This is a genomic window from Pseudomonas grimontii (genome assembly GCF_007858185.1).
In the GTDB taxonomy this organism is placed as follows: domain Bacteria; phylum Pseudomonadota; class Gammaproteobacteria; order Pseudomonadales; family Pseudomonadaceae; genus Aquipseudomonas; species Aquipseudomonas grimontii.
In genome coordinates, this window is the sequence record NZ_VFES01000002.1 from 451,964 (window position 1) to 478,015 (window position 26,052).

The following is a 26,052-nucleotide window of genomic DNA, read 5'->3' on the forward strand; positions in this document are numbered from 1 at the left end:
TCCTCGGTTATGAGCTTCCAGCTATAAGCTACAAGCCTCAAGTAAAAGCAAATGGGGCGCCGCAAACTGCTCTTTCTTGCAGCTTGCAGCTTGCAGCTCAAAGCCGACCTACAAATCACCCATGACTTTTCCCGCAAACCCGAACACTCGCCGCCCACCACTCAAATCCACCAATTCAATCTCCCGGCTCTGCCCCGGCTCAAACCGCACCGCCGTGCCCGCCGGAATATTCAGGCGCATGCCACGGCTCAATGGGCGGTCAAACGTCAGCGCGTCATTGGTCTCGAAAAAATGGTAGTGCGAACCCACCTGGATCGGCCGGTCGCCGCTGTTGGCCACGCTGAGGGTGACGGTGCGCCGGCCGACGTTGAGTTCGATTTCGCCAGGCTGGATCTGATATTCGCCAGGAATCATGCAGGTTGCCCCAGGGTCTTGAAGTAGATGGCGGTCGGGCTGTAGCGCCCGTCCGGGCTTTGGCAGTAGTCGGGCAGTTCACCGATCTTGGTGTAGCGCAGCGACTGGTAGAACGCTTCGGCAGGCGAGCCGGCTTCGGTGTCCAGGTACAGCAGGCCGCGCTTGTGCTGGCGTGCGGCGAGTTCCAGGGTGTTCATCAGTTGTTGGCCCAGGCCGTGGCGCCGCGCGCGGCTGTGCACCAGCAGCTTTTGCACTTCGGCGCGGTTCAGGCCGTTGGCTTTCTGGCACAGCGCCAACTGCACGCTGGCGATCACCTGCTCATCGCGCACCACCACCCACAGCAACAGGCTGGCGTCTTCAATGCTCGCCTGCACGCCTTCCAAATAAGCGCGGGCCTGAGCCTCATCGAAGTCGGCCATGAAACCAACCGACGCACCGTGCTTGACCGCATCCAGCAATAGCTCGATCAGGCCCCGACGGTAGTGGGCAAAACTCTCAGCATTGACTCGTCGCAGTTGTGCGGCATTCATCGAACTCACTCCTTGGGCGGTTGCGCGCCCGGATTCAATGTCAGTTGCATAAAGGTCAGGTCCAGCCAGCGGCCGAACTTGATGCCCACTTGGGGCATTTGCCCGGTGGTGACGAAACCCAGCCGCTCATGCAAGCGGATCGAGGCCAGGTTGCCGCTTTCGATGGCCGCGACCATCACGTGTTTGCCACAGGTTCTGGCGCGTTCGATCAGGGCCTGCATCAGCAGTGGGCCAAGGCCTTTGCCGCGCTGATCGTTGCGTACATACACCGAGTGTTCGACGCTGTAGCGGTAGCCTTCGAACGCGCGCCAATCGCCAAACGAGGCATAGCCGATCACTTGCTCATTTTCGGTCGCCACCAGAATCGGATAGCCCTGGGCCTGGCGTGCACTGAGCCAGGCCTGGCGGTTGCCGAGATCCACCAGTTGTTCGTTCCAGATCGCCGTGGTGTTGAGTACCGCGTCGTTGTAGATGTCGCGGATCGCCGGCAGGTCTTGCTCGGTTGCATCACGAATCATGGGCGTGCCTCACGCGATGGGTTGGTGGACGGTCACCAGTTTGGTGCCGTCGGGGAAGGTCGCTTCCACCTGGATATCCGGGATCATTTCCGGGATGCCTTCCATCACCTGTTCACGGCTGAGCAGGGTGGTGCCGTAGTGCATCAGGTCGGCCACGGTGCGGCCATCGCGGGCGCCTTCCATCAAGGCGGCGGAGATATAGGCGATGGTTTCCGGGTAGTTGAGCTTCACACCGCGCGCCAGGCGCCGTTCGGCCACCAAGCCTGCGGTGAAGATCAGCAGTTTGTCTTTTTCCCGTGGGGTCAGGTCCATGGTTCAAGGTCCTTCAAACATCATTCATAAAAACACCGCAGATCCCCTGTGGGAGGGGGCTTGCCCCCGATAGGGCAGTGTCAGGCAATACCTCTGTCACTGACCCACCGCTATCGGGAGCAAGCCCCCTCCCACATGTTGATCTTCATGTGCTCCAGATTCGTGGTGCGACCGCCTCTCGCCCAAACATGGCGGGGCGTAACAATTTCCATAAATCAATCAACCATCCCCGCGCCTGCAGCGCTTCACTGGCCAGGCAGCGGGCGACCAGCAAACCGGGCAGTTGGGTCAGGTCGCCGCGCACGGCGTGGGGCAGGGCGCGGCAGTGTTCGAGTAATTCGGGTTCTATATCGCCGGTCACCAGCAGCGTGGCGAATACCGGTTGGCCGTCCAGGCCGATGGGCGAGTCGAGCAGACCGTCGGCGCCCACAATGCGCTGGCGCTCGTGCCAGAGCAACTGGCCGTCGCGGCGGATATCCAGGTGCGATTGAAAGTGCCCCAGGTCGAAGCGCTCGCCACTGGCCGGGCGCCCCAGGGCGATCACGTCCCAGTAGAACAGCCGGGCATCGCCGTGCAGGTCGATGCGGGTGCTGAGTTCGGCCTGGGCCGCGCTGAACACGATGGTTTCCTGGGGCAGCCATTCCAGGGTCGCGCCGGCTTCCACGGTCAGGTCCAGCTGCTGAAACGCCGGGCCGCTGGCGCGATACCACTTGGCGGCGCCGGGACTGGTCAACTGGGCCCAGGCGCCCTCGGCGACATGCGCGCGGATGTCCAGGCGATCACCGCCGGCAATCCCGCCAGGTGGGTGCACGATGATGTGCTGGCACACCTCGGGGCCTTCGGCGTACAGGTGCTTTTGCACGCGCAGCGGGCCGAGGTGGCGGCGCATCACCGGGCGCGTGGTGTCGCCGAAACGCGCGTAGCCGAGTTCCAGCTCGGCGTGCCAGCTGGGGGTGAACAGGGCAGGGGAAACGGGCAGGTTCATGGTTTCTTGTGCTTATCGTCAGGACGCTACAGGTTAGATGGTAACCAAACCGCGCACACCCTCGCTTTCCATATTTTCGCCGCGGCCCTGCTGGACGATTTCCCCGCGCGACATCACCAGGTACTGGTCGGCCAACTCGGCGGCAAAGTCGTAGAACTGCTCCACCAACAGGATCGCCATGTCGCCGCGCGCCGCGAGTTTCTTGATCACTGCGCCGATCTCCTTGATTACCGACGGCTGGATGCCTTCGGTGGGCTCATCGAGGATCAACAGGCGCGGGCGGCTGGCCAGGGCGCGGCCGATGGCCAACTGTTGCTGCTGGCCGCCGGACAAATCGCCGCCGCGCCGGTGCTTCATTTGCAGCAAGACCGGGAACAGCTCGTAGATGAATGCGGGCACCTGCTTGGCTTCGGAACCGGGAAAACGCGACAGTCCCATCAGCAGGTTTTCTTCCACCGTCAGCCGCCCGAAAATCTCCCGCCCCTGGGGCACGTAGGCGATGCCGGCGTGCACGCGCTGGTGTGGCTTGAAGCCGGTGATGGCCTTGCCTTCCCAGTTCACCACGCCTTCTTTGGCTGGCAGCAAACCCATCAGGCACTTGAGCAGGGTGGTCTTGCCCACGCCGTTACGGCCGAGCAGGCAGGTGACTTCGCCGATCTTCACGTCAAAGGACAGCCCGCGCAGGATGTGGCTACCGCCGTAGTATTGGTGCAGGTGTTGTACTTGTAGCATTGGAACTCCGTTAGTTGGGCTTCAAGCGGCAAGCTTCAAGCTGCAAGTAAGAGCGGGCGGATGCCTGCTTTGCTTTAACTTGCCGCTTGAAGCTTTTGGCTCGAAGCTGGCCGATGTGTCACCGTCCCAAATACACTTCAATAACCCGCTCATCGACCTGCACCTGTTCCAGCGACCCTTCGGCCAGCACGCTGCCCTGGTGCAACACGGTCACGTGGTCGGCAATCGAGCCGACAAAGCCCATGTCGTGTTCCACCACCATCAACGAATGCTTGCCCGCCAGGCGCTTGAACAGTTCGGCGGTGAATTCGGTTTCGGCGTCGGTCATGCCCGCCACCGGTTCGTCCAGCAGCAACAGTTGCGGGTCTTGCATCAACAGCATGCCGATTTCCAGGAACTGCTTTTGCCCGTGGGAGAGCAGCCCGGCGGGCCGATGCACCGAGGTGGTCAGGCGGATGGTATCGAGCACTTCATCGATACGATCCTTTTGCTCACCGCTCAGGCGCGCACGCAGGCTGGCCCACACCGACTTGTCGGTCTTCTGCGCCAGCTCCAGGTTTTCGAACACGCTCAGGGCTTCGAACACCGTGGGTTTCTGGAACTTGCGGCCGATGCCGGCCTGGGCGATCTGCACTTCGCTCATGCTGGTCAAATCCAGGGTTTCGCCAAACCAGGCCTTGCCGTGGCTGGGCCGGGTCTTGCCGGTGATCACGTCCATCAGCGTGGTCTTGCCCGCGCCGTTGGGGCCGATGATGCAGCGCAATTCGCCGACGCCGATGTACAGGTTCAAGTCGTTGAGCGCCTTGAAACCGTCGAAGCTGACGCTGATGTCTTCAAGGGTCAGGATGGTGCCGTGGCGGGTGTTCAGGCCGGCGCCCGCGGCCTGGCCGATGCCGATTGCATCGCGGCCGCTGCCCGCATCAAAAATAGGTTCGAGCATGACGTTCCTCATTTCTTCAGCAGGCCGATAACGCCCTTGGGCAAATACAGGGTGACGATGATGAACAGCGCCCCGAGGAAGAACAGCCAGTACTCCGGGAAGGCCACGGTGAACCAGCTCTTCATGCCATTGACCACGCCCGCGCCGAGCAACGGCCCGATCAGCGTGCCACGCCCGCCCAGGGCCACCCATACGGCGGCTTCGATGGAGTTGGTCGGCGACATTTCACTTGGGTTGATGATGCCCACTTGCGGCACATACAACGCGCCTGCCAAGCCGCACAGCACCGCGCTCAACACCCACACGAACAGCTTGAAGCCGCGCGGGTCGTAGCCACAGAACATCAGGCGGTTCTCGGCATCGCGCAGGGCGGTCAGCACCCGGCCGAACTTGCTCTGGGCCAGGCGCCAGCCGATGTACAGGCTCGCCACCAACAACACTACCGTGGCCACGAACAGCACGGCCCGTGTGCCCGGTTCGGTAATGCCGAAACCGAGGATGCTGCGGAAGTTGGTGAAGCCGTTATTGCCACCGAACCCGGTCTCGTTGCGAAAGAACAACAGCATCCCGGCAAAGGTCAGCGCCTGGGTCATGATCGAGAAATACACGCCCTTGATCCGCGAGCGGAACGCGAAAAAACCGAACACCAGCGCCAGCACGCCCGGCGCCAGCACCACCAGGCACAGGGCCCAGAGGAAGTGCTCGGTGCCGACCCAATACCAGGGCAATTCGGTCCACGACAAAAACGTCATGAACGCCGGCAGCTCGTCGCCGGACGCCTGGCGCATCAGGTACATGCCCATGGCGTAGCCGCCGAGGGCAAAGAACAGGCCGTGGCCCAGGGACAACATCCCCGCGTAACCCCACACCAGGTCCAGGGCCAGGGCGACGATGGCGTAGCAGAGGATCTTGCCCACCAGGGTCAGGGTGTAGGCCGATACATGCAGCGGGTTTTCCGGCGACAGCAGCGAACACAACGGCAGGGCCAGCAGCAACAACAGCACCACCGCGCCGACTGCGATCGTCACCTTGGGGCCGGCCTTTTGTGCGGCTGTGAGCATCAATGGCTGGTTCATCAGTCGATCACCCGTCCTTTCAGTGCGAAGAGTCCCTGCGGGCGTTTCTGGATAAACAGAATGATCAGCGCGAGGATCAGGATCTTGCCGAGCACGGCACCGATCTGCGGTTCCAGAATCTTGTTGGCAATGCCTAAACCGAAGGCCGCCGTGACGCTGCCGGCCAACTGCCCAACACCGCCGAGCACCACCACCAGGAACGAGTCGATGATGTAGCTCTGGCCCAGGTCCGGGCCGACGTTGCCGATCTGGCTCAGCGCCACACCGCCCAGCCCGGCGATGCCGGAGCCCAGGCCAAACGCGAGCATGTCCACACGCCCGGTGGGCACGCCGCAGCAGGCGGCCATGTTGCGGTTCTGGGTGACGGCGCGCACGTTGAGCCCCAGGCGGGTCTTGTTCAGCAGCAGCCAGGTCAGCACCACCACGAACAGCGCAAAGGCGATGATCACGATGCGGTTGTACGGCAGCACCAGGTTGGGCAGCACTTGAATGCCGCCGGACAGCCACTGCGGGTTGGCCACCTCGACGTTCTGCGCACCAAACACCAGGCGCACCAGTTGGATCAGCATCAGGCTGATGCCCCAGGTGGCGAGCAGGGTTTCCAATGGCCGCCCGTACAGGTGACGAATCACCGTGCGTTCCAGGGCCATGCCGATGGCGGCGGTGACGAAGAACGCCACCGGCAGCGCGATCAGCGGGTAGAACTCGATGGCTTGTGGCACATAACGCTGCATCAGCAACTGCACCACATAGGTGGAGTAGGCGCCGAGCATCAGCATTTCGCCGTGGGCCATGTTGATCACACCGAGCAGGCCGAAGGTGATCGCCAAACCCAGGGCCGCCAGCAGCAGGATCGATCCCAGGGACATGCCGCTGAAGGCCTGGCCGAGGATCTCACCCATCATCAGTTTGCGTTTGACCTGGGCCAGGCTGGTCTCGGCGGCGGTGTGCACGCCCGCATCGGTTTCCACGCCGGGCGCCAGCAGCGCTTCGAGGCGTGTGCGGGCCAGCGGGTCGCCGGTGCTGCCGAGCAAACGCACGGCTGCCAGGCGTACAACCGGGTCGGTGTCGACCAGTTGCAGGTTGGCCAGGGCCAGGCTGAGGGCGGTGTGTACGTCCTCGTCGGTCTCGGCGGCGACCTGCTGGTCGAGGAATTTGAGCTGCGCAGGTTGCGCGCTTTTTTGCAGGGTTTGCGCAGCGGCCAGGCGCACCTTGGGGTCGGCGGCGAGCAGTTGCTGGCTGGCTTGTACGTTATCGATCAGGCCGCGCAGGCGGTTGTTCAGGCGCACGGTCCTGGTTTCGCCGTTGAGCGTGAGCTGGCCTTGTTGCAGGGCGTCCACCAACTCGATGCGCGCCGGGTCGGGCTGGGCGGCCCAGTCCTGGAGCAGCTTGGCTTGTTGCGTCGGGTTGGCGGCCAGGAAATCTTCGGCGTCGCCTGCATGTGCCGCCAAAGGCAGTAACAGCAGCAATGCCAGGAAGTAGCGATTGAGGGCAGTGGGCATAAACAAATGTCCTAGTCATGCGCGGACAGTGTGGGAGGGGGCTTGCCCCCGATAGCGGTGTGGCAGGGAGTGCATCTGTCACTGATCTACCGCAATCGGGGGCAAGCCCCCTCCCACATTTGGCCTGTGGTGAGACTTAGTTGCTCTTCACTGCGTAGTCCGGCTTCTTGTCATTGCCAGGAATGTACGGGCTCCACGGCTGCGCCCGGATCGGCTCCTGGGTCTGCCACACCACCGAGAACTGCCCATCGGACTGGATCTCGCCGATCATCACCGGCTTGTGCAGGTGGTGGTTGGTCTTGTCCATGGTCAAGGTAAAGCCCGACGGCGCGGCGAAGGTCTGGCCGGCCAGCGCTTCACGCACTTTGTCGACGTCGGTGGACTTGGCTTTCTCCGCCGCCTGCGCCCACATGTGGATGCCCACGTAGGTGGCTTCCATCGGGTCGTTGGTCACGGCTTTGTCCGCGCCCGGCAGGTTGTGTTTCTTGGCGTAGGCTTTCCAGTCGGCGACGAACTTTTTGTTTACCGGGTTCTCCACCGACTGGAAGTAGTTCCAGGCCGCCAGGTTGCCCACCAACGGCTTGGTGTCGATGCCGCGCAGTTCTTCTTCACCCACGGAGAACGCTACCACCGGTACGTCGGTCGCCTTCAAACCCTGGTTGGCCAGCTCTTTGTAGAACGGCACGTTGGAGTCGCCGTTCACGGTGGAGATCACCGCCGTCTTGCCGCCAGCGGAGAACTTCTTGATGTTGGCGACAATGGTCTGGTAGTCGGCGTGGCCGAACGGGGTGTAGACCTCTTCGATGTCCTTGTCCGCGACGCCTTTGGAGTGCAGGAACGAGCGCAGGATCTTGTTGGTGGTGCGCGGGTACACGTAGTCGGTACCGAGCAGGAAGAAGCGTTTGGCGCTGCCGCCTTCTTCGCTCATCAGGTATTCCACCGCCGGGATCGCCTGCTGGTTTGGTGCCGCACCGGTGTAGAACACGTTTGGCGACATCTCTTCGCCTTCGTATTGCACCGGGTAGAACAGCAGGCCGTTAAGTTCTTCGAACACCGGCAATACCGATTTACGCGACACCGAGGTCCAGCAGCCGAATACCACGGCGACCTTGTCCTGGGTCAGCAACTGGCGGCCCTTTTCGGCGAAGAGCGGCCAGTTCGACGCGGGGTCGACCACCACGGGCTCCAGCATCTTGCCATTCACCCCACCCTTGGCGTTGATCTCGTCGATGGTCATCAACGCCATGTCTTTGAGCGACGTTTCGGAGATGGCCATGGTGCCGGACAGCGAGTGCAGGATGCCGACCTTGATGGTCTCGGCGGCCTGGATAGTCCAGGTCATGCCCATGGCGGCAATGGATGCCGACAAAGTGAAAGCCTTGATCAAGCTGCGACGCTTCATGGTGCGATCTCCGAGTGCCTAAGTGTTGTTGTGGGTCAGATACTGGAGTGATTGCAAAGGCTGTGCCTGCTTGGATCAGCCTTTGAATCCTGCGGTGCGCACCGCGAGGCGCGCCAGACCCTGCACCGATTCGGCGCCTGGATCTGACGATGGTGCGCAACGGGCACCGCGCTGGTGCGTTAGCGTGGGATTGGCACTGCCTGACTTATGCCTGATCCGTGGAAGGCGCGCGCAGGCCGAAGAAACGTGCCAACACAAGGCGATCCAATGCCCACACGGCGATCAACGAGACGCCCACCAGCGGGAAAATAATCGCCAGGCCCAGCATGATCACCATCGCGGTTTTCCACTTCGGCAAGTCATGGCGCAACGGCGGAACCCCCAGCCCGCCCTGGGGCCGACGCTTCCACCAGATCACCACGCCACTCACGGCGCTGAGCAGAATCATCAGGCAGATCAGCAGCACGATCAGTTGGTTCAGCCAACCGAACATCTTGCCCTCGTGCAGCATCACCGCGGTCTCGGTGGCCCGCGCCACATTGCCGTAGTGCGCCCAACGCACATCGGCGAGGACCTTGCCGGTGTACTGGTCCACGTGCAGGGTGGCGTCGTTGCGTGGGTCGTTGGCGAACACCGCGACGGTGAACACACCCTCGGCAGTGGTGGGGAAGGTGATGCTGTAGCCGGGCTCGACCTTGCGTGCCGTGGCCATATCCACCACCTGTTGCAGGCGTACCGTGGGCGCAGCGGGAGCGGTGTGCATGGCGCCGTGGTTCATGTGTTCGGCATGGTCGCCGGACATCGGCATCGGCGTGTTTTCCATGGCCCAGGGCACGGTCTGTTGTGTCGCGGTGTTGAGCACCCGCGCCTGCTGATCGGACTGCGGCACGTTGTTCCACATCGCCGCCGGGAAGGTGTTCCACAGATCTGCGTATTGCTTGCCCCAGAAGCCAGTCCAGGTCATGCCGCTGAGCAGCATCACCAGCAAAAACGCCGCGCCCCAGAAGCCTGCCACGGTATGCAGATCACGCCAGAACACGCGGCCACGGGCAGTGAAGCGCGGCCACAACACCCCGGCTGACGACTTGCCGCGCGGCCACCACAGGTACAGGCCGGACACCACCAGCATCACGCCCCAACCGGCGGCGAGTTCGATCAGGCGATCGCCGACGGTGCCGATCATCAGCTCACCGTGCAGGGCGCGGGCGATGGCTTGCAGGTTGTTTTTTGCATCCTGCTCACCGAGTACGGTGCCGCGATAGGGGTCGACGAAGACGGTCACTTCGCGCCCGCCCTGGTGCATCACGAATTGCGCGCTGCTGGTGGTGTCGGCTGGCGGCAGGTATTTGCTGATTGCGCCTTGGGGGTAAGCGGCCTTGGCGCGTTGCAGTTGTTCGTCGGCGCTTAGTGCGTGTTCGGCGGCGGGGACGGTCAGCAGGTCGCCGTACATCAGCGGGTCGAGCTGGGGTTTGAACAGGTAGATGATGCCGGTCAGGGCCAGCAGCACCATGAAAGGGGCGACGAAGAGGCCGGCGTAGAAGTGCCAGCGCCAGGCCAGGTTGTAGAAGGAGATTTTTTGAGTGGTCATCAGGGATGCTCCGCAAAGCTTAAATTTTTGTCGTTGGTCAAGCCGCCATCGGGGGCAAGCCCCCTCCCACATGTGGAATGCATTCCAATGTGGGAGGGGGGGCTCCCGATGCTTTTAGAAGCTCATGTCGACCTTGGTCCAGAGCGTGCGCCCCGGTTCCTTGATGGCCTGCGGGTCGTTGGCCGGGTAGCCGAACCCGGCGTTGCCGGCCAGGTTCAGGTGCTCGGCGTAGGCCTTGCCGAACAGGTTGTCGACGCCGGTGCTGACCTTGAAGTTTTTGTTGATGCGATACGCGCCATTCAGTGAGAACACGCCAAAGCCGCCGCTCTTGTCGTAGTCCTTGCCGACCACGTTGCCCTTGTTCGGGTCGATGCGGTTTTGCGCCGCCACCACCCGCCACAGGGCGCCGGCGCTCCAGTCGTCTTCGCTGTAGGTCAGGCCGAAACGTGCATCCAACGGCGGCATTTGCGGCAGGGCCTTGCCGTCGCTGCTGTTCTTGCCCCAGGCGTAGGCGAGGGTGGCGTCGGCTTTCCAGTGTTGCGTCAGCATGTAGGCCGCGCCCAGTTCGCCGCCCATGATGCGCGCGTCCACATTGCGCGCCTGGGAGGTGGTGCCCATCATCCCCGCCCGGTAGTCGAACAGGATGAAATCACGTACCTGGCCGACGTAGCCCGAGGCCCAGGCTTCCAGGTCGTCAGCCTTGTATTGCGCGCCGAAGTCGAGCTGGGTGGTTTTCTCCGGCTTCACGCCGTCGAAGGCATTCACCGAACCGACTGCTCCGGTGTTGGGCGAGAACAGCTCCCAGTAATCCGGGAAGCGTTCCGAGTGGCCCAGGCCGGCATAGAGCGTGGTCGGGCTGTCAGCCAGGTCGTGCTCGTAGCGCATAAAGCCCGAGGGCAGGGTATCGGCGCGGGTATCGTCGGCGGTCGGGTTGGTGCGTGCGCTCATGCCGGAACCGGTGGTCTGGCGGAAGTCCTTGGCCGAGGCGCGGTCCAGGCGTGCGCCGGTGATCAGGCGGTCACGGTCGGCGGCGTACCAGGTGAGTTCGCCGAACACGCCGTAGTTGTGGAAGTTGGCGTCCTTGACCTTGGGCAGATCCTTGTAGGTGTCGATGCCCATGCTGCTGCGTTGGCGATGCTCGTTGGTCTGCGCATCCAGGCCGCTGATCAATTGCACATCGGCCCAGCGCCAGGTGGCCTTGATGCGCGCGCCGAGGGTGCGGCGGTCGACGTTGGAGGCCATGGGGCCGGCCATCATCCCGGTGCCCGAGGGTGTGCGCAGGCTGTAGTTGTCCATCACGTGGTCGGCGTAGTTGTAGTAGACCTGGGCTTCGACCTTATCCAGCACTTCGCCGATATTCGATTTCTCGAAGCGCAGGCCCAGGCTTTCGCGCAGGAACTGCGAACCGTCCATGCCACGCCCGGCGTAGCGCGCTTCGCCGTCACCACGGCCGGCGGTGAGTTCCAGCAGGGTGTCGGCATCGGGGGTGAAGCCAACGGTGACGTCGCCATTCCACTTGTCGTAACGCGAGGCGACGGTGTCGTTGTTGCCGTCCTTGTAGTCATCGGCATGGGCCTGGTTGCCGATCACCCGCACATAGCCCAGCGGCCCGCCCGCGGCGGCATCGATGACCTTATCGAAGCGCCCGTTGGAGCCGGCCAATACGCTGGCATTAAGTCGTGTGCCGAGTTCACCGAAGTGCTCCGGTTCGCGCTCGAACAGGACGGTGCCGGCCGACGCGCCGGGGCCCCAGAGTACGGTTTGCGGGCCTTTGATCACGGTGAGTTTGTCGTAGGTTTCCGGCGAAATGTACGAGGTCGGCGCATCCATGCGGCCGGGGCAGGCGCCGAGCATCATGCTGCCGTTGGTAAGGATGTTCAGGCGTGAGCCGAACATGCCGCGCAGCACCGGGTCGCCATTGGTGCCGCCGTTGCGTACCAGGGCGAAGCCGGGGATGGTCTTGAGGTAGTCGCCGCCGTCGCTGGCGGGCACCGGTTGGCGCGGGTCCTTGGGGTTGGTGATCACGGTCAGCGGCGAGCTGGGCGCGATGGCGGTGATCACCGTGGGCGTCAGCTCATGTTCGGCGTGCTCATCGGCCTGAGCGTGGGGTGCGAGCAGGGCGCCGCATAGGGCAGCGAGCACAGAAGTACTTCCCAAACGGGAGTCAGCAGTAAACCTGGACATGACAAATTCCATCAATCAAGCGTAAACAACACGGCCAGCAGCCTGCGGCTGTCTGTCTAAAGTCGGCCGGGGTGAAGTAACGGTGTCAGGTGCTTACGAGGCGATGGGCGGGGCGCGGCTGCGCGCGCCGGGGAAAATGCTCTGCCGGGCATGGCCCAGGCGCGGGTTGGGGGTGAGGGCATTGGCCGGCGGCGGGGTACCGATGGCCACGAATGACACGCTGCCGGGCAGGGCCGGGCAACTGTACAGCAGGTCGCAATAGCCGCACTTCGACCAGAGCGCGTGATGTTCGTCGGGGGCTTTTGGGTGATGGGACTCACCGTGATCGCCTGGCATGTCCATCGGCATGGACATGCTCATCGGCATACCGGCGTGATGATCCATCGGCATCGCTTGGGAAATCAGCGGACCGATAAAGATCATCAGCATGGCGAACAGGCTGATCCAACTGCCGCGCTTCACGCGGCGGTGTGGGGATAACCTGGCGCGACGGGCGCCCATCAAGGTTGGCTTACTGGGCGTGCATATGCTCGTGGCCGGCCATCGGCGGTGTTTTCTGCACCGACACGTCCACTTCAACCTTGCCGGCTTTTTCGAAGGTCAGGGTCAGCGGGAACTGTTTGCCATCGGCCAGCAGGCTGCGGTCCTTGAGGCCCAGCAACATCACGTGATACGCCATGGGCGCGAAGGTCAAGTCACCCTTGGCCGGTACGGCAACGCTGGGGACTTGCTGCATCTTCATCAAATCACCTTGCATCACATGCTCATGCAGCTCGGCCTTGTCGGCCACGGGCGTGTCGGCACTGAGCAGGCGGTCCGGGGTAGCGCCGGTGTTATGAATCACGAAATACGCGGCGACGGTCGGCGCATTCGGCGGCAACTCCTGGGACCAGGGGTCGCTGACCAGCAGGTCGCCGGCCTTGTAGCCTTCGGCATTGGCAGCACTGAACACCGGCAGCAGCAATGCAGCCAGAAGCAGGGAAGATTTAAGCATGGCAGTTCTCCAGAACGGTTCTAAACGCAGTTCACTTGCGAAGACCATCAGACCGTCGGAGAGGCGCGGGGGTTAAGGCTCGGCCATTGCTGGCGTGGGGTTGGGGTTTGCAATGGGGGGTGTGGTTGACGCTGTACCGTCTCAAATCGCGTGAGATACAACTGCGGCACATGCCCCGGCAACGCCACCAACGGCGCCGAGCCGGAGCAACACCAGCAATGCTGCATGGTGGAATGATCGTCCTGTTGCGGCGCCGGAATCTCCAGCTTGCCCAGGGCAATGGTCTTCAGGCTGGCGCCATTGGACGAACAGAAACTGCCCCACAGCAATTGCTGCACAGGGTCCTTGGATTGTTGCATCGCACTGGCCATCGGCATGGCAAAGGCGTTGAACAGCACTGCAAGGCAGGCGATCCAGGCAATTGCAACGCGTTGACGGGCCATGGCGGACAATCCGTAGGGTTAAACGATCAGGCGGGTATTTAGCCTGATCGGGGGGGAGAAGTAAAAAGCGGTGGTGTGGTTTGGTGTCGCAGTGCTATCAGATCGCTGTAGCGTGAAGCTTGAGGCCCAACGCCTTCATGACTTTCATGATAGTCGCGAACTCTGGATTGCCAGTGCTGGAGAGGGCTTTGTACAGACTTTCTCTTCCGAGGCCGGCGTCGCGAGCAATTTGGGTCATGCCTTGGGCGCGGGCGATGTTGTTGAGCGCTGAACGAATCAGCAATCCGTCACCAGAATCCTCTTCGAAAGAAGCTTCGAGATACTCCGCCATGTCCTCAGGAGTCGTCAGATGCTCGGCTATGTCGAAATCTTTAAATTGAGTCATGGGTCACTCCTTTTTCTCAAATTCTTCGGCAATTTCTTTAGCCCGCTCGATGTCGCGTTTTTGCGTTGATTTATCGCCACCTATCAACAGTAGATAAACCACCTCACCTATACGCTTGAAGTACACCCGGTATCCAGGACCATAGTGGATGCGCATTTCGGATACGCCATTTCCGACGTTTTCGCAGTCTTCAAAATTGCCCATTCTTGCGTTGTCCAATCTTGTAAGCACACGTCCATGGACGGGTTTACTGCGTAGCGAATAAAGCCATTCCTGAAACTCATCAGATCTCTTGAAGTGAATCATCTCGGATCGTATCCCTTGGGATATATGTTGGCAAGTTTCGACGCGCTGCAAAAAGCAGGCGTCCCCCTCGCGGATGGCTGACGCGAAACCGCGAGGGGGGAGGTTAGGGCGGGGGCTTTTGGCTGAGCCAGCCAGCTTGTTCGGAAGTATTTGTAGGGGCATTCGCCTTTCGACGGTCAAGCCTGATAGATGGATGTCCGGTTGGCTATTCGTCTAAAAAGAAATTTCCGACAAGCCTTTGAGGTTGTCCCTAGGACGCTTGATCTCTAGTCTCCGTGCACCGCTGCCAACGCAGCGGACGGGCGTCGCGGCCCGGGTTTTCTAAGAGCAAAAGCGCTATCGCCTGCTTTCAGTTGATGCTTTTTTATCGTCTACTGTGCGGCTAAATGGTGGCTGTGCGCGGGATACCTTCGGGTATGCCGGGATGCCTTAGACCGGTCCGCGAACCTGCGTACAGCTGCCACCCTATCGCGTCGCGGCGAATCAGTGGCAGCTCCACCTTTCTAAGGAGCTTCACAATGATCAAACCCACCCCAAATCCCCCCCGTTCGGCTCTTCACCGTGGCCGATGGCATCAGCACCGAAGACCTGCTGGTCAACCTCAGCGAAACACTTGCCTCGGCCAATGCGCTGAGCTGCGATCTGGCGTTTGACCTGGAAGGTTCGAAACGCGAGGAATTGTTTGGCGTTGCTCAGTTGATCGAACTGGCGCAGTTGTTGGCTGATCGGGTACACAGCGGCGTTGGGCAGGTGTCCGCCGCGAGCAGCTAACAACGCAGTTCAAAATGTGGGAGGGGGCTTGCTCCCGATGGCAGTGTGTCGGTCACTGATTTATTGGCTGATCTACTGCATCGGGAGCAAGCCCCCTCCCACATTTGAACTGCGTTGTTCAGGGAGATTGGATTGCCTGTAAGACCGCCGCCACTGTGGCGAACTCCCGATCCACCGCCGCCAACACCGGCCGCTTCAACACCAACACCGGCACCCCACGTTCGCGCGCCACTTCCAGCTTCGGTTCGGTGGCGGTGCTGCCGCTGTTCTTGCTGATCAGCACATCGATCCCACACCGTTCAAACAACGCGCGTTCATCTTCGATCAGGAACGGACCGCGTGCGCCAATCACTTCACAGCGGTCATTGCCGGGATACACATCCAGCGCGCGCAGCGTCCAGAATTGCTCGGGCGGGATTTCATCAAGGTGCTGCAACGGCTCGCGGCCCAAGGTGAACAATGGGCGTTTGAAGGGTTTCAGCGCCGCAGTCAACTCGGCCCAGTCACTGACCTCACGCCAATCATCCCCCACCTGCGGTTGCCACGCCGGGCGGCGCAATGCCCAACACGGCACACCGCTCAACCGTGCAGCCTCGGCGGCGTTGCGGCTGATCTGCGCCGCGTAGGGATGGGTCGCGTCGAGGATCAGGCCAATCTGTTCATCGCGAACGAACTGCGCCAAGCCTTCGGCGCCGCCATAACCGCCGACCCGCACCTGGCACGTGAGATCGGCAGGTACACGGCCCACACCCGCCAGGCTGTAGATATGCTCCGGCCCCAACGTACGCGCGATCGCCAGCGCTTCGGTCACCCCGCCCAACAGCAGAATCCGTTTCATTGCGGCTTGACCACTTCCAGCAGGGTGATCGGAAGCGCCTGCCGCCACGTATCGAATTCACCCAGCGGCTGGGCCTGGGCGACGTGGATGCGCGTCAGTTCGCCGCCATGTTGAGCGCGCCAGTTCATCAGGGTCATTTCACTTTGCAGGGTCACGGCATTGGCGACCAGCCGGCCACCGGGCCGCAAGTGCTGCCAGCAGGTGTCGAGCACGCCGTCGCGGGTGACGCCGCCGCCGATGAAAATGGCGTCGGGTGTTGTAAGGCCGTGCAACGCTTCCGGGGCTTTGCCACGAATCAACTGCAAACCGGGCACGCCGAGGGCGTCGCGATTGTGTTCAATAAGGCCCTGGCGGCCTTCGTCTGCTTCAATCGCCAATGCGCGGCAGCTCGGATGGGCGCGCATCCATTCGATACCGATGGAGCCACTGCCCGCGCCCACGTCCCACAGCAGCTCGCCGGGCATCGGGGCGAGGCGGGCGAGGGTCATGGCGCGCACATCGCGTTTGGTCAGTTGGCCGTCGTGCTGGAAGGCGGAATCGGGCAAACCAGCGAGGCGCGACAGACGTGGTGTGTCGCTGGAGGCCAGGCAGTCGATGGCGACCAGGTTCAAATCGGCGACCGAAGCGTGTTGCCAATCCTCAGCCAAACCGTCGATGCGCCGCTCATCCGCGCCGTCCAGGTGTTCAAACACTGTCAGTCGGCTGGGCCCAAACCCGGATTCAGCCAACAGCGAAGCAATCAACGCGGGACTGCCGCCGTCATTACTCAGTACCAATAAACGCACACCCGTGGCCAGATGCGCGTTGATCGCCGCCGCTGGCCGAGCCACCACCGATAACGTCACCACCTCCTGCAACGGCCAGCCCAACCGCGCCGCCGCCAACGACACCGACGACGGCGCCGGTAAAATCAGCAGTTCTTCAGCCGCCACCTGACGCGCCAGGCTGGCGCCCACGCCATAGAACATCGGGTCGCCACTGGCCAGCACGCACACAGGCTCGCCGCGCCGCGCCAGCACCGGTTCAAGCGAAAACGGACTCGGCCACACCTGGCGCTCACCGCGAATACACACCGGCAACAGGTCCAACTGGCGCTGACCACCTATAATCCGCGTGGCGCGCAACAGGGCATGCCGGGCATTCCTGCCCAGCCCCTTGAAGCCGTCTTCACCGATGCCTACAACCGTCAGCCAGGGCGACATATCAATTCCTTGAACGACATCCGACGGGCAGGCTTTTCATGCCGCCGGACAAAGCAGGCATAATACCGCGCCTTTACCCGTCAACCGGTAGCCCCGTGAACCCAACGCCCGCTGTGAATACCTTGCGCCCCTCGGCTTGTCCGGGGTTGCTGCGTATCGTCCAGGCGCTGGATGGCGGCATTTGCCGGATCAAATTGGCCGGTGGGTCGATCAGTGTCGCCCAGGCCCATGCCGTGGCGAACGCGGCCCAGGCCTATGCCGGCGGGGTGATCGAGGCGACCAACCGCGCCAATCTGCAAATACGTGGGATCGGTGCCGAGCAGGACGCGTTGATCGCGATGCTGTTGGCCGCCGACCTGGGCCCGAGTAATGCCGCCGGTGACGACGTACGCAACCTGATGCTCAGCCCTAGCGCCGGTATCGATCCGCAGATGCTGTTTGACACCCGCCCGCTCGCCGAGCAGATCCTCGCCACCCTGCAAAATCATCCGCGTTTCCATGAGTTGTCGGCCAAGTTCGCCGTGCAACTGGATGGCGGCGAGGCCCTGGCGATGCTCGAACATCATCATGATCTGTGGCTGTCGGCGTTCGTGCGCAATGGCGAGACGCTCCTCGCGTTCGGCCTGGCAGGTTGTCCAGGGCTGGATGCGCCGTTAGCCGCCGTGCCGCTGGAGCAGGGTCATGCGTTGGTGGTGGCGGTGCTGGAGGCGTTTCTTGACCTCGCCACCCCAGAACAAACCCGTATGCGCCACTTGGCTGTGGATAAGTTGCTGAGCCGCCTCAGTCTGCCGCTGCTGCCGGTCGATGGCTTCAAACGCCCGCCCAGCGGCGCCTTGCTGCACCTCGGGAGTTATCCACAGCCTCAAAAAAATCAATTCTACGTCGCTGCCATCGTGCCCTTGGGGCGCCTGGATTCGAGGATGCTCAAGGGCGTCGCGCAACTCGCCAACGAACATGGCGACGGCACATTGCGCTTCACCCCTTGGCAAGGGGTGCTACTGCCCAATGTCGAAAAACCTCACGTCGTGACCCAACGCCTGACGCAACTGGGGTTCCTCTGCACCGTCGACCAACCGCTGGCGCACATGATCGCCTGCACCGGTTCCAGCGGTTGCGGCAAAGGCCTGGCCGACACCAAGGCCGACGCCGTGCAATTGGCCGCGCTGCATCCCGGCCATGACGTGCACCTGTCCGGTTGCTCGCGCTCCTGCGCCGCCGCGCACGTGTCGCCTGTCACCTTGCTGGCGGTGAGCCCCGGCCACTACGACCTCTATTTTCGCGAGGCAGCCCACCCAGGTTTCGGCCGGCTGCACGCGCGTAACCTTTCTATTGAAGCGGCGGGCGCCTTGCTGCGCGCTCGCCCACGGAGCAACACCGATGATTGATTACATCCGCGACGGTCAGGAGATCTATCGCAACTCCTTCGCCATTATTCGCGCGGAAGCCAAGTTGGAGCGTATCCCGGCTGATTTGGAGAAACTCGCGGTGCGGGTGATTCATGCGTGCGGCATGGTCGAGGCCATCGACGGCCTGCAGTTTTCCGAAGGTGCGGGCACGGCCGGGCGCGCTGCGCTGGCCGCTGGCGCGCCGATTCTGTGTGATGCGCGGATGGTCTCCGAAGGCGTGACCCGCGCGCGTCTGCCGGCCAATAACGAAGTGATCTGCACCCTGCGCGACGACAGCGTGCCGGCGTTGGCGCGGGAGTTGGGCAACACCCGTTCCGCCGCCGCCCTGGAACTGTGGCGCCCGCATCTGGCGGGCAGCGTGGTGGTGATCGGCAATGCGCCGACGGCCTTGTTCTACCTGCTCGAGATGCTGGATGCCGGCGCGCCGAAACCGGCGTTGATCCTCGGCTTCCCGGTCGGCTTTGTCGGCGCTGCCGAATCCAAGGCGATGCTGGCGGCGGATAGCCGTGGCGTACCGTTTGTGATCATGCAGGGCCGCCTGGGCGGCAGTGCCATGGCCGCCGCGGCGGTGAATGCGCTCGCCACGGAGGTCGAATAATGCCGGCACGCGGACGTTTGATCGGCCTGGGCGTCGGCCCCGGTGACCCGGAGCTGATTACCCTCAAGGCCCTGCGCTTGCTGCGCGAATCGCCGGTGGTGGCGTACTTCGTGGCCAAGGGCAAGAAGGGCAACGCCTTCGGCATCATCGAGGACCACCTGGTGCCGCAGCAGACCCTGATGCCACTGGTGTACCCGGTGACCACCGAAGCGCTGCCGGCGCCATTGTCCTACGAACAGGTGATCAGCGACTTCTACGACACCGCCAGTGTCGAGGTGGCCGCGCACCTGGACGCCGGTCGTGATGTGGCGGTGATCTGCGAGGGCGACCCGTTCTTCTACGGCTCCTATATGTATTTGCATGACCGTTTGGCCGAGCGCTACGAAGCCCAGGTCATTCCGGGCGTGTGCTCGATGCTCGGCGGCGCCTCGGTACTCGGTGCGCCGTTGGTGTATCGCAACCAGAGTCTCTCCGTGCTGTCGGGCGTGCTGCCTCACGAAGACCTCAAGCGCCGCCTGGCCGATGCCGATGCGGCGGTGATCATGAAGCTGGGGCGCAACTTCCCCAAGGTGCGCCAGGTACTCGAAGAACTCGGCCTGGCCGAGCGCGCGCTGTATGTGGAACGCGCGACCATGGCCAACCAGAAGATCGTGCCGCTGGACCAGGTGGAGCCGATGTCCTCGCCGTACTTCTCGCTGATCATCGTGCCGGGTGAAAGGTGGCAAGGTTGATGAACCCGGCGATTGTCATTCTGGGCCAGGGCAGCCTGGCCACTGCGCGCACGATTCAGCAGGTTTACCCTGGCGCTTTGATCCACGGTCTGGCCGGGCGAGTTGAGGGGGCAGACCAGTCTTACAACGAATTTGGCGCGACCCTGCGTCAGCTGTACCAGCAAGGCACGCCGCTGATCGCTCTCTGTGCGGCCGGCATCGTGATCCGTACCCTGGCGCCGCTGCTGCTGGAAAAAGGCGAGGAGCCTGCGGTGCTGGCCGTGGCGGAAGACGGCAGCGCCGTGGTGCCGTTGCTCGGTGGCCTTGGCGGTGTGAACGTCATGGCGCGGGACATCGCAGCGGCACTGGGCGTTGCGGCTGCGATCACCACCAGTGGCGAGCTGCGTTTCGGTACCTGCCTGCTCAACCCGCCTGCGGGTTATGAACTGGCGGACCTGGAGCTGGGCAAGCGCTTCGTGTCCGACCTGCTGGCCGGCGAAAGCGTGCGCATCGAAGGTGCGGCGCCGTGGTTGGATCAGGCGAATTTGCCCCAGGACCGGCACGCGCATTTAGCCATCCACGTGGGCAGTGCCGAGCGTGTGCCCGCCGCCAACGAGTTGCTGATCTATCCGAAGAATGTGTGCGTGACCTGCAAGCCGGGTGCGCAGTTGGCGGAGCGTGTCCGCACGGCGTTGCACGAGGCGGGCATCGCCGTGCAATCCCTGGCGTGCCTGTTGGCCAGCGACAGGCAGATGACCGACGCGTCTCTGCATGACGCCGCGTTGCAGTTGGGCGTGCCGCTGCGTTTTGCCGACGTGACGCCAGGCGCAGACATCGCTATCAGCGTTGCCGAGCAGCCCCTGGACCTGTCGCAGGTCGGCCGCCGCCGTGGTCGCCTTGCCGTGATCGGCCTGGGCCCTGGCGCCGCCGAGTTGATGGTGCCGGCGGTCAAGGCCGAGCTCGCGCGCTGCACCGATGTGTTGGGCTACGAAACCTACGTGCGCATGGCTGGGCCGTTCCGTGACGATCAGGTGCAGCACTGCACCGATAACCGCGAAGAGATGCAACGCGCCCGCCACGCGTTTGAGCTGGCCGCGCAGGGCCGTTCGGTGGTGGTGGTGTCGTCCGGCGACCCGGGCGTTTTCGCCATGGCATCGGCGGTGATCGAGGCGTTGCACGAGTCCAGCGACCCGGCGTGGCACCAGGTCGACCTGGAAATCCTGCCGGGCGTTTCGGCCTCCCTGGCCACCGCCGCCCAGGCCGGTGCGCCGTTGGGCCATGACTTCTGCGTGATGTCGCTGTCGGACAACCTCAAGCCGTGGTCGATTGTCGAAACGCGCCTGGAGCTCGCGTCCCAGGCCGATCTGGCCCTGGCGTTCTACAACCCGATCTCGCGTTCGCGGCCGTGGCAGCTGGGGCGCGCCCTGGAAATTGTCGCGCTACACCGCACAGCCGAAACCCCGGTGGTGCTCGGCCGCGATATTGGTCGCCCGGGCCAGACCCTGCGTGTCACCACCCTGGGGCAACTCACGCCAGACCAAGTGGACATGCGCACCATGGTGTTGATCGGCTCATCCACCACCTGCACATTCCCCCGTGCCGGTGGTGGTGAATGGGTGTATACGCCGCGCTGGTACGGTGCAAAACCCGCCTCCTGAAAACCACCTGGGGGGCGCACGAAAGCTCCGAATGACAATGGGTGATCACCTGCTGTCGCTCGGGGCTTTTTCTTTTTTGAGTCACGAAAACCGGAAGGCCTCGAGGGGCGCCCCGTCATTGCTGGGCAGCGTTTTTTGCAGCGTGCCGACAAGCGATGTTTGTGGCATGGAAGAGCCGCCGGTGACTGGACTAGTGTGGACACAAGCCCCGAGTTGGGGTGCTTGTGGAGAACCAAAAATGGAGCGACACCACCGAAGGATCAACAACACAAAACGGCGCAAGTTGATTGCCGCCTACACATTGCCGAGGGCGCCAGGTGGGCAGCCCTCATTGCCGCTCGACACGGAGGACGACTGCAACGCGGCGGTGGTCAACAACAGTGTGATTTCGTTTGCCGAGGGGCTGTCCGGGCTGAACCGGGAATACATCCGCAAAAGCTATCTGCTGGCCAGCAGCTACGTCAGCGATGTATTGAAGATCCACCGAGGTACCGAGGCCTGGTACGACGAATTTATCAAGGTGATGATCAGTCTGGGCTGGCTGCCGGTGCGCAGCAGTTTCGAGCGGGTCTCCCATTCGGGCAAGGGCCTGACGGTGCAACTGGCGGCGCTGAATATCATCGCCGCGATGCTGGCGGGGGTGTCGGTTTCGGGGCCGCTGATCACGGCGCTGCCGAAACTGGCGGCCGATGCGCTGGAGGCGCTGAAGCAGCAACCGAGCTCTTTCGAACTGTTCAAGCGCAACAGTACGGTGCATCAGGGCGGCGATTTCGGCCTGGCGTCCTGCGCCGAAACAGACGGTGAGTTGATGATGGTGCTGGTGACTTACAGCACCCAGGGCGTGAACAAACAGGTGGGGCTGCCGTTTCTGGAGTGGGACAGTTCCTCGTTCGAGGCCTTCAGCGGGCAGACCTGCCTGGTGCTGAATACCTCGGTGGTCAACGAAAAAACCATCCGACTGATGCGTGAGAGCGCGGGCGACAAGGTGCAGTCGGCGATTGCCAAATACCGGATCTAAGGCACCAGGTAGCCGCGCACGCCGGTAAAGATGATTTGCGCGGCGAGGGCGCATACGAACAACCCCATCAACCGACTGACAATCTGCAAGCCCTGGTCACCGAGAATCCGTTCGATACGGTTGGACAGGTACAGCACCACGCCGACCGTGAAGCTGGCCAGGGCGATGCTGAGGATGGCAGTGATCTTGTCATCCCAGTGCGGTTGGCTGACGCCCATGACCAGCAGCGCACCGATGGTGCCGGGGCCGACCGTGAGAGGGATGGTCAGCGGCACGATGGTCACGTCCTGCTGCACATTGTCGGTTTGCACGGCCGACTTGCCCTGGGCCATCCCCAGGGCAGAGATAAACAGCACACTGCCGGCGCCGATGCGGAAGGCGTCCACGGTGATGCCGAACACGCTGAAGATCACCCTGCCGAACAGGTAGAGCAACACGCTCGACACCAGGGTCGCCAGCGCCACTTTCCAGGCCAGGCGCCGCCGCTCTTTGCTCGAATAACCACGGGTCAGGCTGATAAAGCAGGACAGCACGAAGAACGGGCTGTAGAGCACCAGCATCTTCAGGTAAACGCTGAATAACACGTGGAGCATGGGAGTGGCTCGCGGGCGGGGAAAGTGTGGAGAGTCTATCAGGCGCCAGAGATCAAATGTGGGAGGGGGCTTGCTCCCGATTGCGGTGTAACAGTCAGATTATCTGTAGCCGAACCACCGTCATCGGGGGCAAGCCCCCTCCCACATGGGGACAGCATTTCAGGTCAAGAGGGCGCGTGCTCAGGCCGCTGTTGACGCTGCGCCACCCAGAACTCCACCAGCTCACGCAACTGTGACAACTCCACCGGCTTGGCCATATGTCCGTCCATCCCCGCCTGGCGTGCGCGCTCTTTGTGCTCCGAGAGGATATGCGCGGTGAGCGCCACCACCGGAGTGCGGATACGCTGGTGGCTGACTTCCCACGCACGCAGTTGCTGGGTGGCAGAGAAACCATCGAGGATCGGCATCTCGCAGTCCATCAACACCAGGTCATAACGCTGGGCCTTCATCGCCTCCAGCGCTTCTTCACCATTGCTGGCGGTGTCCGGGTTGAGGTTGAGCTTGCCGAGCATGCCGCGAATCACTTTAGTGGAGATGCTGTTGTCTTCGGCCACCAGGATCTTGAAGTCGCTGGGCACGGTCACCGCCGCCGGGGCGTTGAGGGGCGCGCGGGGCTGCACGCCACCTTTGCTGCGTTGGGTCAACTCGTCAGCCAGGGTGGTCTTGAGGGTGTAACCGGCGACCGGCTTGGCGAGGATGCGCTTGATCCCGCAGTTACGCGCAATGATCTTGCTCGGCGCATTGCTGATGCCGGTGAGCATGATCAGCAGGATGTCGTGGTTCAGGCTCGGGTCTTCCTTGATCTTCGCCGCCAGTTGCATACCGGTCATGCCGGGCATGTTCTGGTCCAGCAGCACTACGTCGAAGTAATCGCGCAGGTGCGCCTTGGTGCGCAGCAATGCCAAGGCCTCTTTACCGGACGGCACGGCGCTGACATTCAGGCCCCAGGCCGAGCACTGCTGCACCAGCACTTTGCGGCACGTATCGTTGTCGTCCACGACCAGTACGCGCGCGCCTTTGAGCGGGCCGTCGAGGTCGGAAGTGGGGTGTTCCAGGCGCTCCGGGTCCAGCGGCAGGGTCAGCCATAGCGTGCTGCCTTGATGGCTGCCGCTCTTGATGCCGAACTCACCGTTCATCAACAGGATCAGTTGGCGCGCGATCACCAGGCCCAGGTGGCCGCTCAGACGGGTGGCCGAGAGGAAGTTCTTGCTGTGCAGCTCGCTGTGCAGCAGTGCCTCGCGTTCGGCGGCTTCCATTGGCAGGCCGCTGTCCTGCACGGCTATGCGTAGGCGCGGCTTGGTGCTGCGGTCGTCCAGGGCGACGACGATCAGCACTTCGCCTTCGTCGGTTTTGTGCAGGGCGTTTTCCAGCAGGCTCAGCAGTGCCTGGCGCAGGCGTGTCGGATCTCCGCTGATGACGCGGGGTACCTGGGGTTGGATGAAGCTGATCAACTCGACGTTCTGCTGCTCGGCCTTGGCGCGGAAGATGCTCAGGCAGTCTTCGATCAGCGCATTGAGGTCGAATTGCACGTCATCCAGCTCGATCTGCCCGGACTCGAGCTTGGAGATGTCGAGGATCTCGTTGATCAGTGTCAGCAGCTCGTTACCGGCGCTGTGGATGGTTTGCACGTAGTCGCGCTGTTTCACCGACAGCGGCGTGCCCAGCAGCAGTTCGGTCATGCCCAGCACGCCGTTCATGGGGGTGCGGATTTCGTGGCTGATCTTCGCCAGGAATTCGGCCTTGGCGGCGATCTCTGCATTGCTGGCGGCCAGGTCGCGGCTGAGGCTGAATCGGGCTTCGACAATCGCACGCTGGCGCTCGCCCAGGGCCAGGCTCATCAGCAGGCCGCTCAGACAGATAAACGCCAGCAGTGTGACGATCAAGCCCTGGGGCGACACCATCGTCAGCCCCAGCAAGGCCGGGAGAATGATCAGCGTGCCGATGTTGAACACCACCATGCCCGCCACGAACAAACGCGCCGGGCGGTAGCCTTTCTGCCAGTGATAAGCGGAGACAAACAGCATGCTCAGGCCCGCCAGGGCCACCAGCGCGTAGGTGATGATGTTCAGTGGCAGGGTGCTGACGAACAACAGCAACAGGCCGCACAGCACGATAAACAGGATGTCGGCCATCAACAGCTTGTTCAGCGGGTGCGGACCCAGGGGCATGAAGAAGCGATAGGCAAACATTAGCCCGCACGGTGCGGTCAGCAGCAGGGCCAGGTAGGCGCCTGGGGTCTGGATTGCGTGCCAGTTCGGCAGCCATGGGCCTGCCAGGTTGAGCAGCAGCGCCAGGCTGAGCATCAACAGCAGTTCGCAGGCCGCCAGCCACAGGCTGCTGCGCGAGCGGTGGTAAGCGAAGCGCGTGAGGTTATGCAGGATCAGCATCAGCAGGCAGCCGAACAGCAGGCCGTAGATCAGCGTCTGGGTCTGGTCGGCGGCGGCCAGCACGGCCGGTTCCAGGGTGATATAGGGGCGCAGTTCGTGTTCTGAAACCAGGCGCAGGTAGACGTCCAGGGTCTTTTGGCTCTGGGGCATCGGCAGCATGAAGTCGCTGCTGGGCAACGGGCGTTCCGCCTGGGGCTGGCGGGTGCCGCTGCTTTGTTGCTCGACCAGGGTGTCGCCGTCCAGCACGTAGAGGCTCAGGTGCGCCAGGTCCGGGGCGAATACCCGCAGCACTTGCTCGTGCTTGCCGGGTTGCAGCTTGAAACGTACCCACAACGCACCGTCCGGTTCCGCGGCGGTAATACGGTCCAGTTCGATGGGGCTGAATTGATTGGTGTAGCGTGAGGAGCGGATGTCGCTCAGTTGCAGGTCGGCCTGTTCATCAAGCAATACTGCCCAGCCACTGCCTTGCGCGGCGGCCTGGGCCGGGAGCAAGCAGAGCAGCGTCAGCAGACTGACAGTGAAACCTATGGCGATCCTGAGCCAGCGCACGGCGAAATCCC

Annotated in this window: 26 protein-coding genes and 1 pseudogene; 6 read left to right on the forward strand and 21 right to left on the reverse strand. The window is 62.7% G+C overall.

Translation table 11 applies throughout. From position 1 onward, the window contains the following. Positions 1 to 108: 108 nt before the first annotated feature. The 17 genes from FIV39_RS06250 to FIV39_RS06330 all read right to left on the reverse strand — a co-directional run bounded on the left by FIV39_RS06250 (position 109) and on the right by FIV39_RS06330 (position 14,311). Positions 109 to 414: an urease subunit beta gene (locus FIV39_RS06250; protein WP_090400826.1), complete on the reverse strand. Its 306-nt coding sequence runs from the start codon at positions 412 to 414 to the stop codon at positions 109 to 111. After that, positions 411 to 944, reverse strand: coding sequence for a GNAT family N-acetyltransferase (locus tag FIV39_RS06255; protein ID WP_146371489.1), 534 nt, complete (start codon positions 942 to 944; stop codon positions 411 to 413). Before FIV39_RS06255 ends, FIV39_RS06250 begins: the two co-directional genes overlap by 4 nt. A gap of 5 nt (positions 945 to 949) precedes the next feature. Then, entirely contained in the window at positions 950 to 1,462 is a 513-nt protein-coding gene (locus FIV39_RS06260) for a GNAT family N-acetyltransferase (RefSeq protein WP_090400824.1), read from the reverse strand. A 9-nt stretch (positions 1,463 to 1,471) separates the two neighbouring features. Beyond that, positions 1,472 to 1,774, reverse strand: a complete 303-nt coding sequence (ureA, locus tag FIV39_RS06265) for an urease subunit gamma (RefSeq protein ID WP_003171437.1) — start codon at positions 1,772 to 1,774, stop codon at positions 1,472 to 1,474. Between the two features lie 145 nt (positions 1,775 to 1,919). Continuing rightward, positions 1,920 to 2,759, reverse strand: coding sequence for an urease accessory protein UreD (locus FIV39_RS06270; RefSeq protein ID WP_090400823.1), 840 nt, complete (start codon positions 2,757 to 2,759; stop codon positions 1,920 to 1,922). Between the two features lie 33 nt (positions 2,760 to 2,792). Next, on the reverse strand, positions 2,793 to 3,491 hold the full coding sequence (gene urtE, locus FIV39_RS06275) for an urea ABC transporter ATP-binding subunit UrtE (RefSeq protein WP_090400822.1): 699 nt from the start codon (positions 3,489 to 3,491) through the stop codon (positions 2,793 to 2,795). A gap of 118 nt (positions 3,492 to 3,609) precedes the next feature. Beyond that, positions 3,610 to 4,443 (reverse strand): urea ABC transporter ATP-binding protein UrtD, encoded by an 834-nt coding sequence (urtD, locus tag FIV39_RS06280; RefSeq protein WP_090400821.1) that lies wholly within the window; start codon positions 4,441 to 4,443, stop codon positions 3,610 to 3,612. After that, complete coding sequence (urtC, locus tag FIV39_RS06285) at positions 4,440 to 5,507, reverse strand: urea ABC transporter permease subunit UrtC (RefSeq protein ID WP_053134562.1); 1,068 nt, start codon at positions 5,505 to 5,507, stop codon at positions 4,440 to 4,442. The genes urtD and urtC overlap by 4 nt, the downstream gene beginning before the upstream one ends. Further along, a complete protein-coding gene (urtB, locus tag FIV39_RS06290; protein ID WP_090400820.1) occupies positions 5,507 to 7,009 on the reverse strand; it encodes an urea ABC transporter permease subunit UrtB in 1,503 nt (500 codons plus the stop codon). Before urtB ends, urtC begins: the two co-directional genes overlap by 1 nt. Before the next feature lie 136 nt (positions 7,010 to 7,145). Continuing rightward, the gene (urtA, locus tag FIV39_RS06295; protein ID WP_090400819.1) at positions 7,146 to 8,411 is read right to left on the reverse strand and encodes an urea ABC transporter substrate-binding protein; all 1,266 of its coding nucleotides are present in this window, start codon (positions 8,409 to 8,411) and stop codon (positions 7,146 to 7,148) included. Positions 8,412 to 8,616: 205 nt separating this feature from the next. Continuing rightward, entirely contained in the window at positions 8,617 to 9,999 is a 1,383-nt protein-coding gene (locus FIV39_RS06300; RefSeq protein ID WP_090400818.1) for a PepSY-associated TM helix domain-containing protein, read from the reverse strand. Between the two features lie 114 nt (positions 10,000 to 10,113). Next, the gene (locus tag FIV39_RS06305) at positions 10,114 to 12,183 is read right to left on the reverse strand and encodes a TonB-dependent copper receptor (protein ID WP_090400817.1); all 2,070 of its coding nucleotides are present in this window, start codon (positions 12,181 to 12,183) and stop codon (positions 10,114 to 10,116) included. Positions 12,184 to 12,276: 93 nt separating this feature from the next. Continuing rightward, complete coding sequence (locus tag FIV39_RS06310; protein ID WP_090400816.1) at positions 12,277 to 12,684, reverse strand: DUF2946 domain-containing protein; 408 nt, start codon at positions 12,682 to 12,684, stop codon at positions 12,277 to 12,279. 10 nt (positions 12,685 to 12,694) lie between these two features. Next, on the reverse strand, positions 12,695 to 13,177 hold the full coding sequence (locus FIV39_RS06315) for a copper chaperone PCu(A)C (protein ID WP_090400815.1): 483 nt from the start codon (positions 13,175 to 13,177) through the stop codon (positions 12,695 to 12,697). 47 nt (positions 13,178 to 13,224) lie between these two features. After that, complete coding sequence (locus FIV39_RS06320; RefSeq protein WP_090400814.1) at positions 13,225 to 13,620, reverse strand: DUF2946 domain-containing protein; 396 nt, start codon at positions 13,618 to 13,620, stop codon at positions 13,225 to 13,227. A 97-nt stretch (positions 13,621 to 13,717) separates the two neighbouring features. Continuing rightward, positions 13,718 to 14,005: an addiction module antidote protein gene (locus FIV39_RS06325; protein ID WP_074848640.1), complete on the reverse strand. Its 288-nt coding sequence runs from the start codon at positions 14,003 to 14,005 to the stop codon at positions 13,718 to 13,720. 3 nt (positions 14,006 to 14,008) lie between these two features. Continuing rightward, positions 14,009 to 14,311 carry a type II toxin-antitoxin system RelE/ParE family toxin gene (locus FIV39_RS06330; RefSeq protein WP_090409798.1) on the reverse strand — a complete coding sequence of 101 codons (303 nt, stop codon included), beginning with the start codon at positions 14,309 to 14,311 and terminating at the stop codon, positions 14,009 to 14,011. 518 nt (positions 14,312 to 14,829) lie between these two features. On the opposite strand from FIV39_RS06330, the pseudogene FIV39_RS06335 reads away from it, so the two are divergent. Beyond that, positions 14,830 to 15,082, forward strand: a pseudogene (locus FIV39_RS06335) (DUF6124 family protein). A 118-nt stretch (positions 15,083 to 15,200) separates the two neighbouring features. Here the strand turns inward: FIV39_RS06335 and FIV39_RS06340 are convergent. After that, positions 15,201 to 15,920: a cobalt-precorrin-6A reductase gene (locus FIV39_RS06340; protein ID WP_090400812.1), complete on the reverse strand. Its 720-nt coding sequence runs from the start codon at positions 15,918 to 15,920 to the stop codon at positions 15,201 to 15,203. After that, positions 15,917 to 17,122, reverse strand: coding sequence for a precorrin-6y C5,15-methyltransferase (decarboxylating) subunit CbiE (gene cbiE / locus FIV39_RS06345; RefSeq protein WP_090400811.1), 1,206 nt, complete (start codon positions 17,120 to 17,122; stop codon positions 15,917 to 15,919). Before cbiE ends, FIV39_RS06340 begins: the two co-directional genes overlap by 4 nt. A gap of 38 nt (positions 17,123 to 17,160) precedes the next feature. Here cbiE and cobG point away from each other — a divergent pair, with 38 nt between their 5' ends. The 5 genes from cobG to FIV39_RS06370 all read left to right on the forward strand — a co-directional run bounded on the left by cobG (position 17,161) and on the right by FIV39_RS06370 (position 22,512). Further along, positions 17,161 to 18,507, forward strand: coding sequence for a precorrin-3B synthase (cobG, locus tag FIV39_RS06350; RefSeq protein WP_090400810.1), 1,347 nt, complete (start codon positions 17,161 to 17,163; stop codon positions 18,505 to 18,507). Beyond that, the gene (locus tag FIV39_RS06355; RefSeq protein ID WP_090400809.1) at positions 18,500 to 19,126 is read left to right on the forward strand and encodes a precorrin-8X methylmutase; all 627 of its coding nucleotides are present in this window, start codon (positions 18,500 to 18,502) and stop codon (positions 19,124 to 19,126) included. The genes cobG and FIV39_RS06355 overlap by 8 nt, the downstream gene beginning before the upstream one ends. Then, positions 19,126 to 19,857, forward strand: a complete 732-nt coding sequence (locus FIV39_RS06360) for a precorrin-2 C(20)-methyltransferase (RefSeq protein WP_090400808.1) — start codon at positions 19,126 to 19,128, stop codon at positions 19,855 to 19,857. The genes FIV39_RS06355 and FIV39_RS06360 overlap by 1 nt, the downstream gene beginning before the upstream one ends. Next, the gene (gene cobJ, locus FIV39_RS06365) at positions 19,857 to 21,494 is read left to right on the forward strand and encodes a precorrin-3B C(17)-methyltransferase (RefSeq protein WP_090400807.1); all 1,638 of its coding nucleotides are present in this window, start codon (positions 19,857 to 19,859) and stop codon (positions 21,492 to 21,494) included. Before FIV39_RS06360 ends, cobJ begins: the two co-directional genes overlap by 1 nt. Before the next feature lie 238 nt (positions 21,495 to 21,732). Further along, positions 21,733 to 22,512 (forward strand): hypothetical protein, encoded by a 780-nt coding sequence (locus tag FIV39_RS06370; RefSeq protein ID WP_090400806.1) that lies wholly within the window; start codon positions 21,733 to 21,735, stop codon positions 22,510 to 22,512. Here FIV39_RS06370 and FIV39_RS06375 read toward each other — a convergent pair. Continuing rightward, the gene (locus tag FIV39_RS06375) at positions 22,509 to 23,105 is read right to left on the reverse strand and encodes a MarC family protein (RefSeq protein WP_032890615.1); all 597 of its coding nucleotides are present in this window, start codon (positions 23,103 to 23,105) and stop codon (positions 22,509 to 22,511) included. The two genes, FIV39_RS06370 and FIV39_RS06375, sit on opposite strands and share 4 nt — an antisense overlap. A gap of 164 nt (positions 23,106 to 23,269) precedes the next feature. Further along, positions 23,270 to 26,041 (reverse strand): hybrid sensor histidine kinase/response regulator, encoded by a 2,772-nt coding sequence (locus FIV39_RS06380; protein ID WP_090400805.1) that lies wholly within the window; start codon positions 26,039 to 26,041, stop codon positions 23,270 to 23,272. Between the last annotated feature and the right edge of the window lie 11 nt (positions 26,042 to 26,052).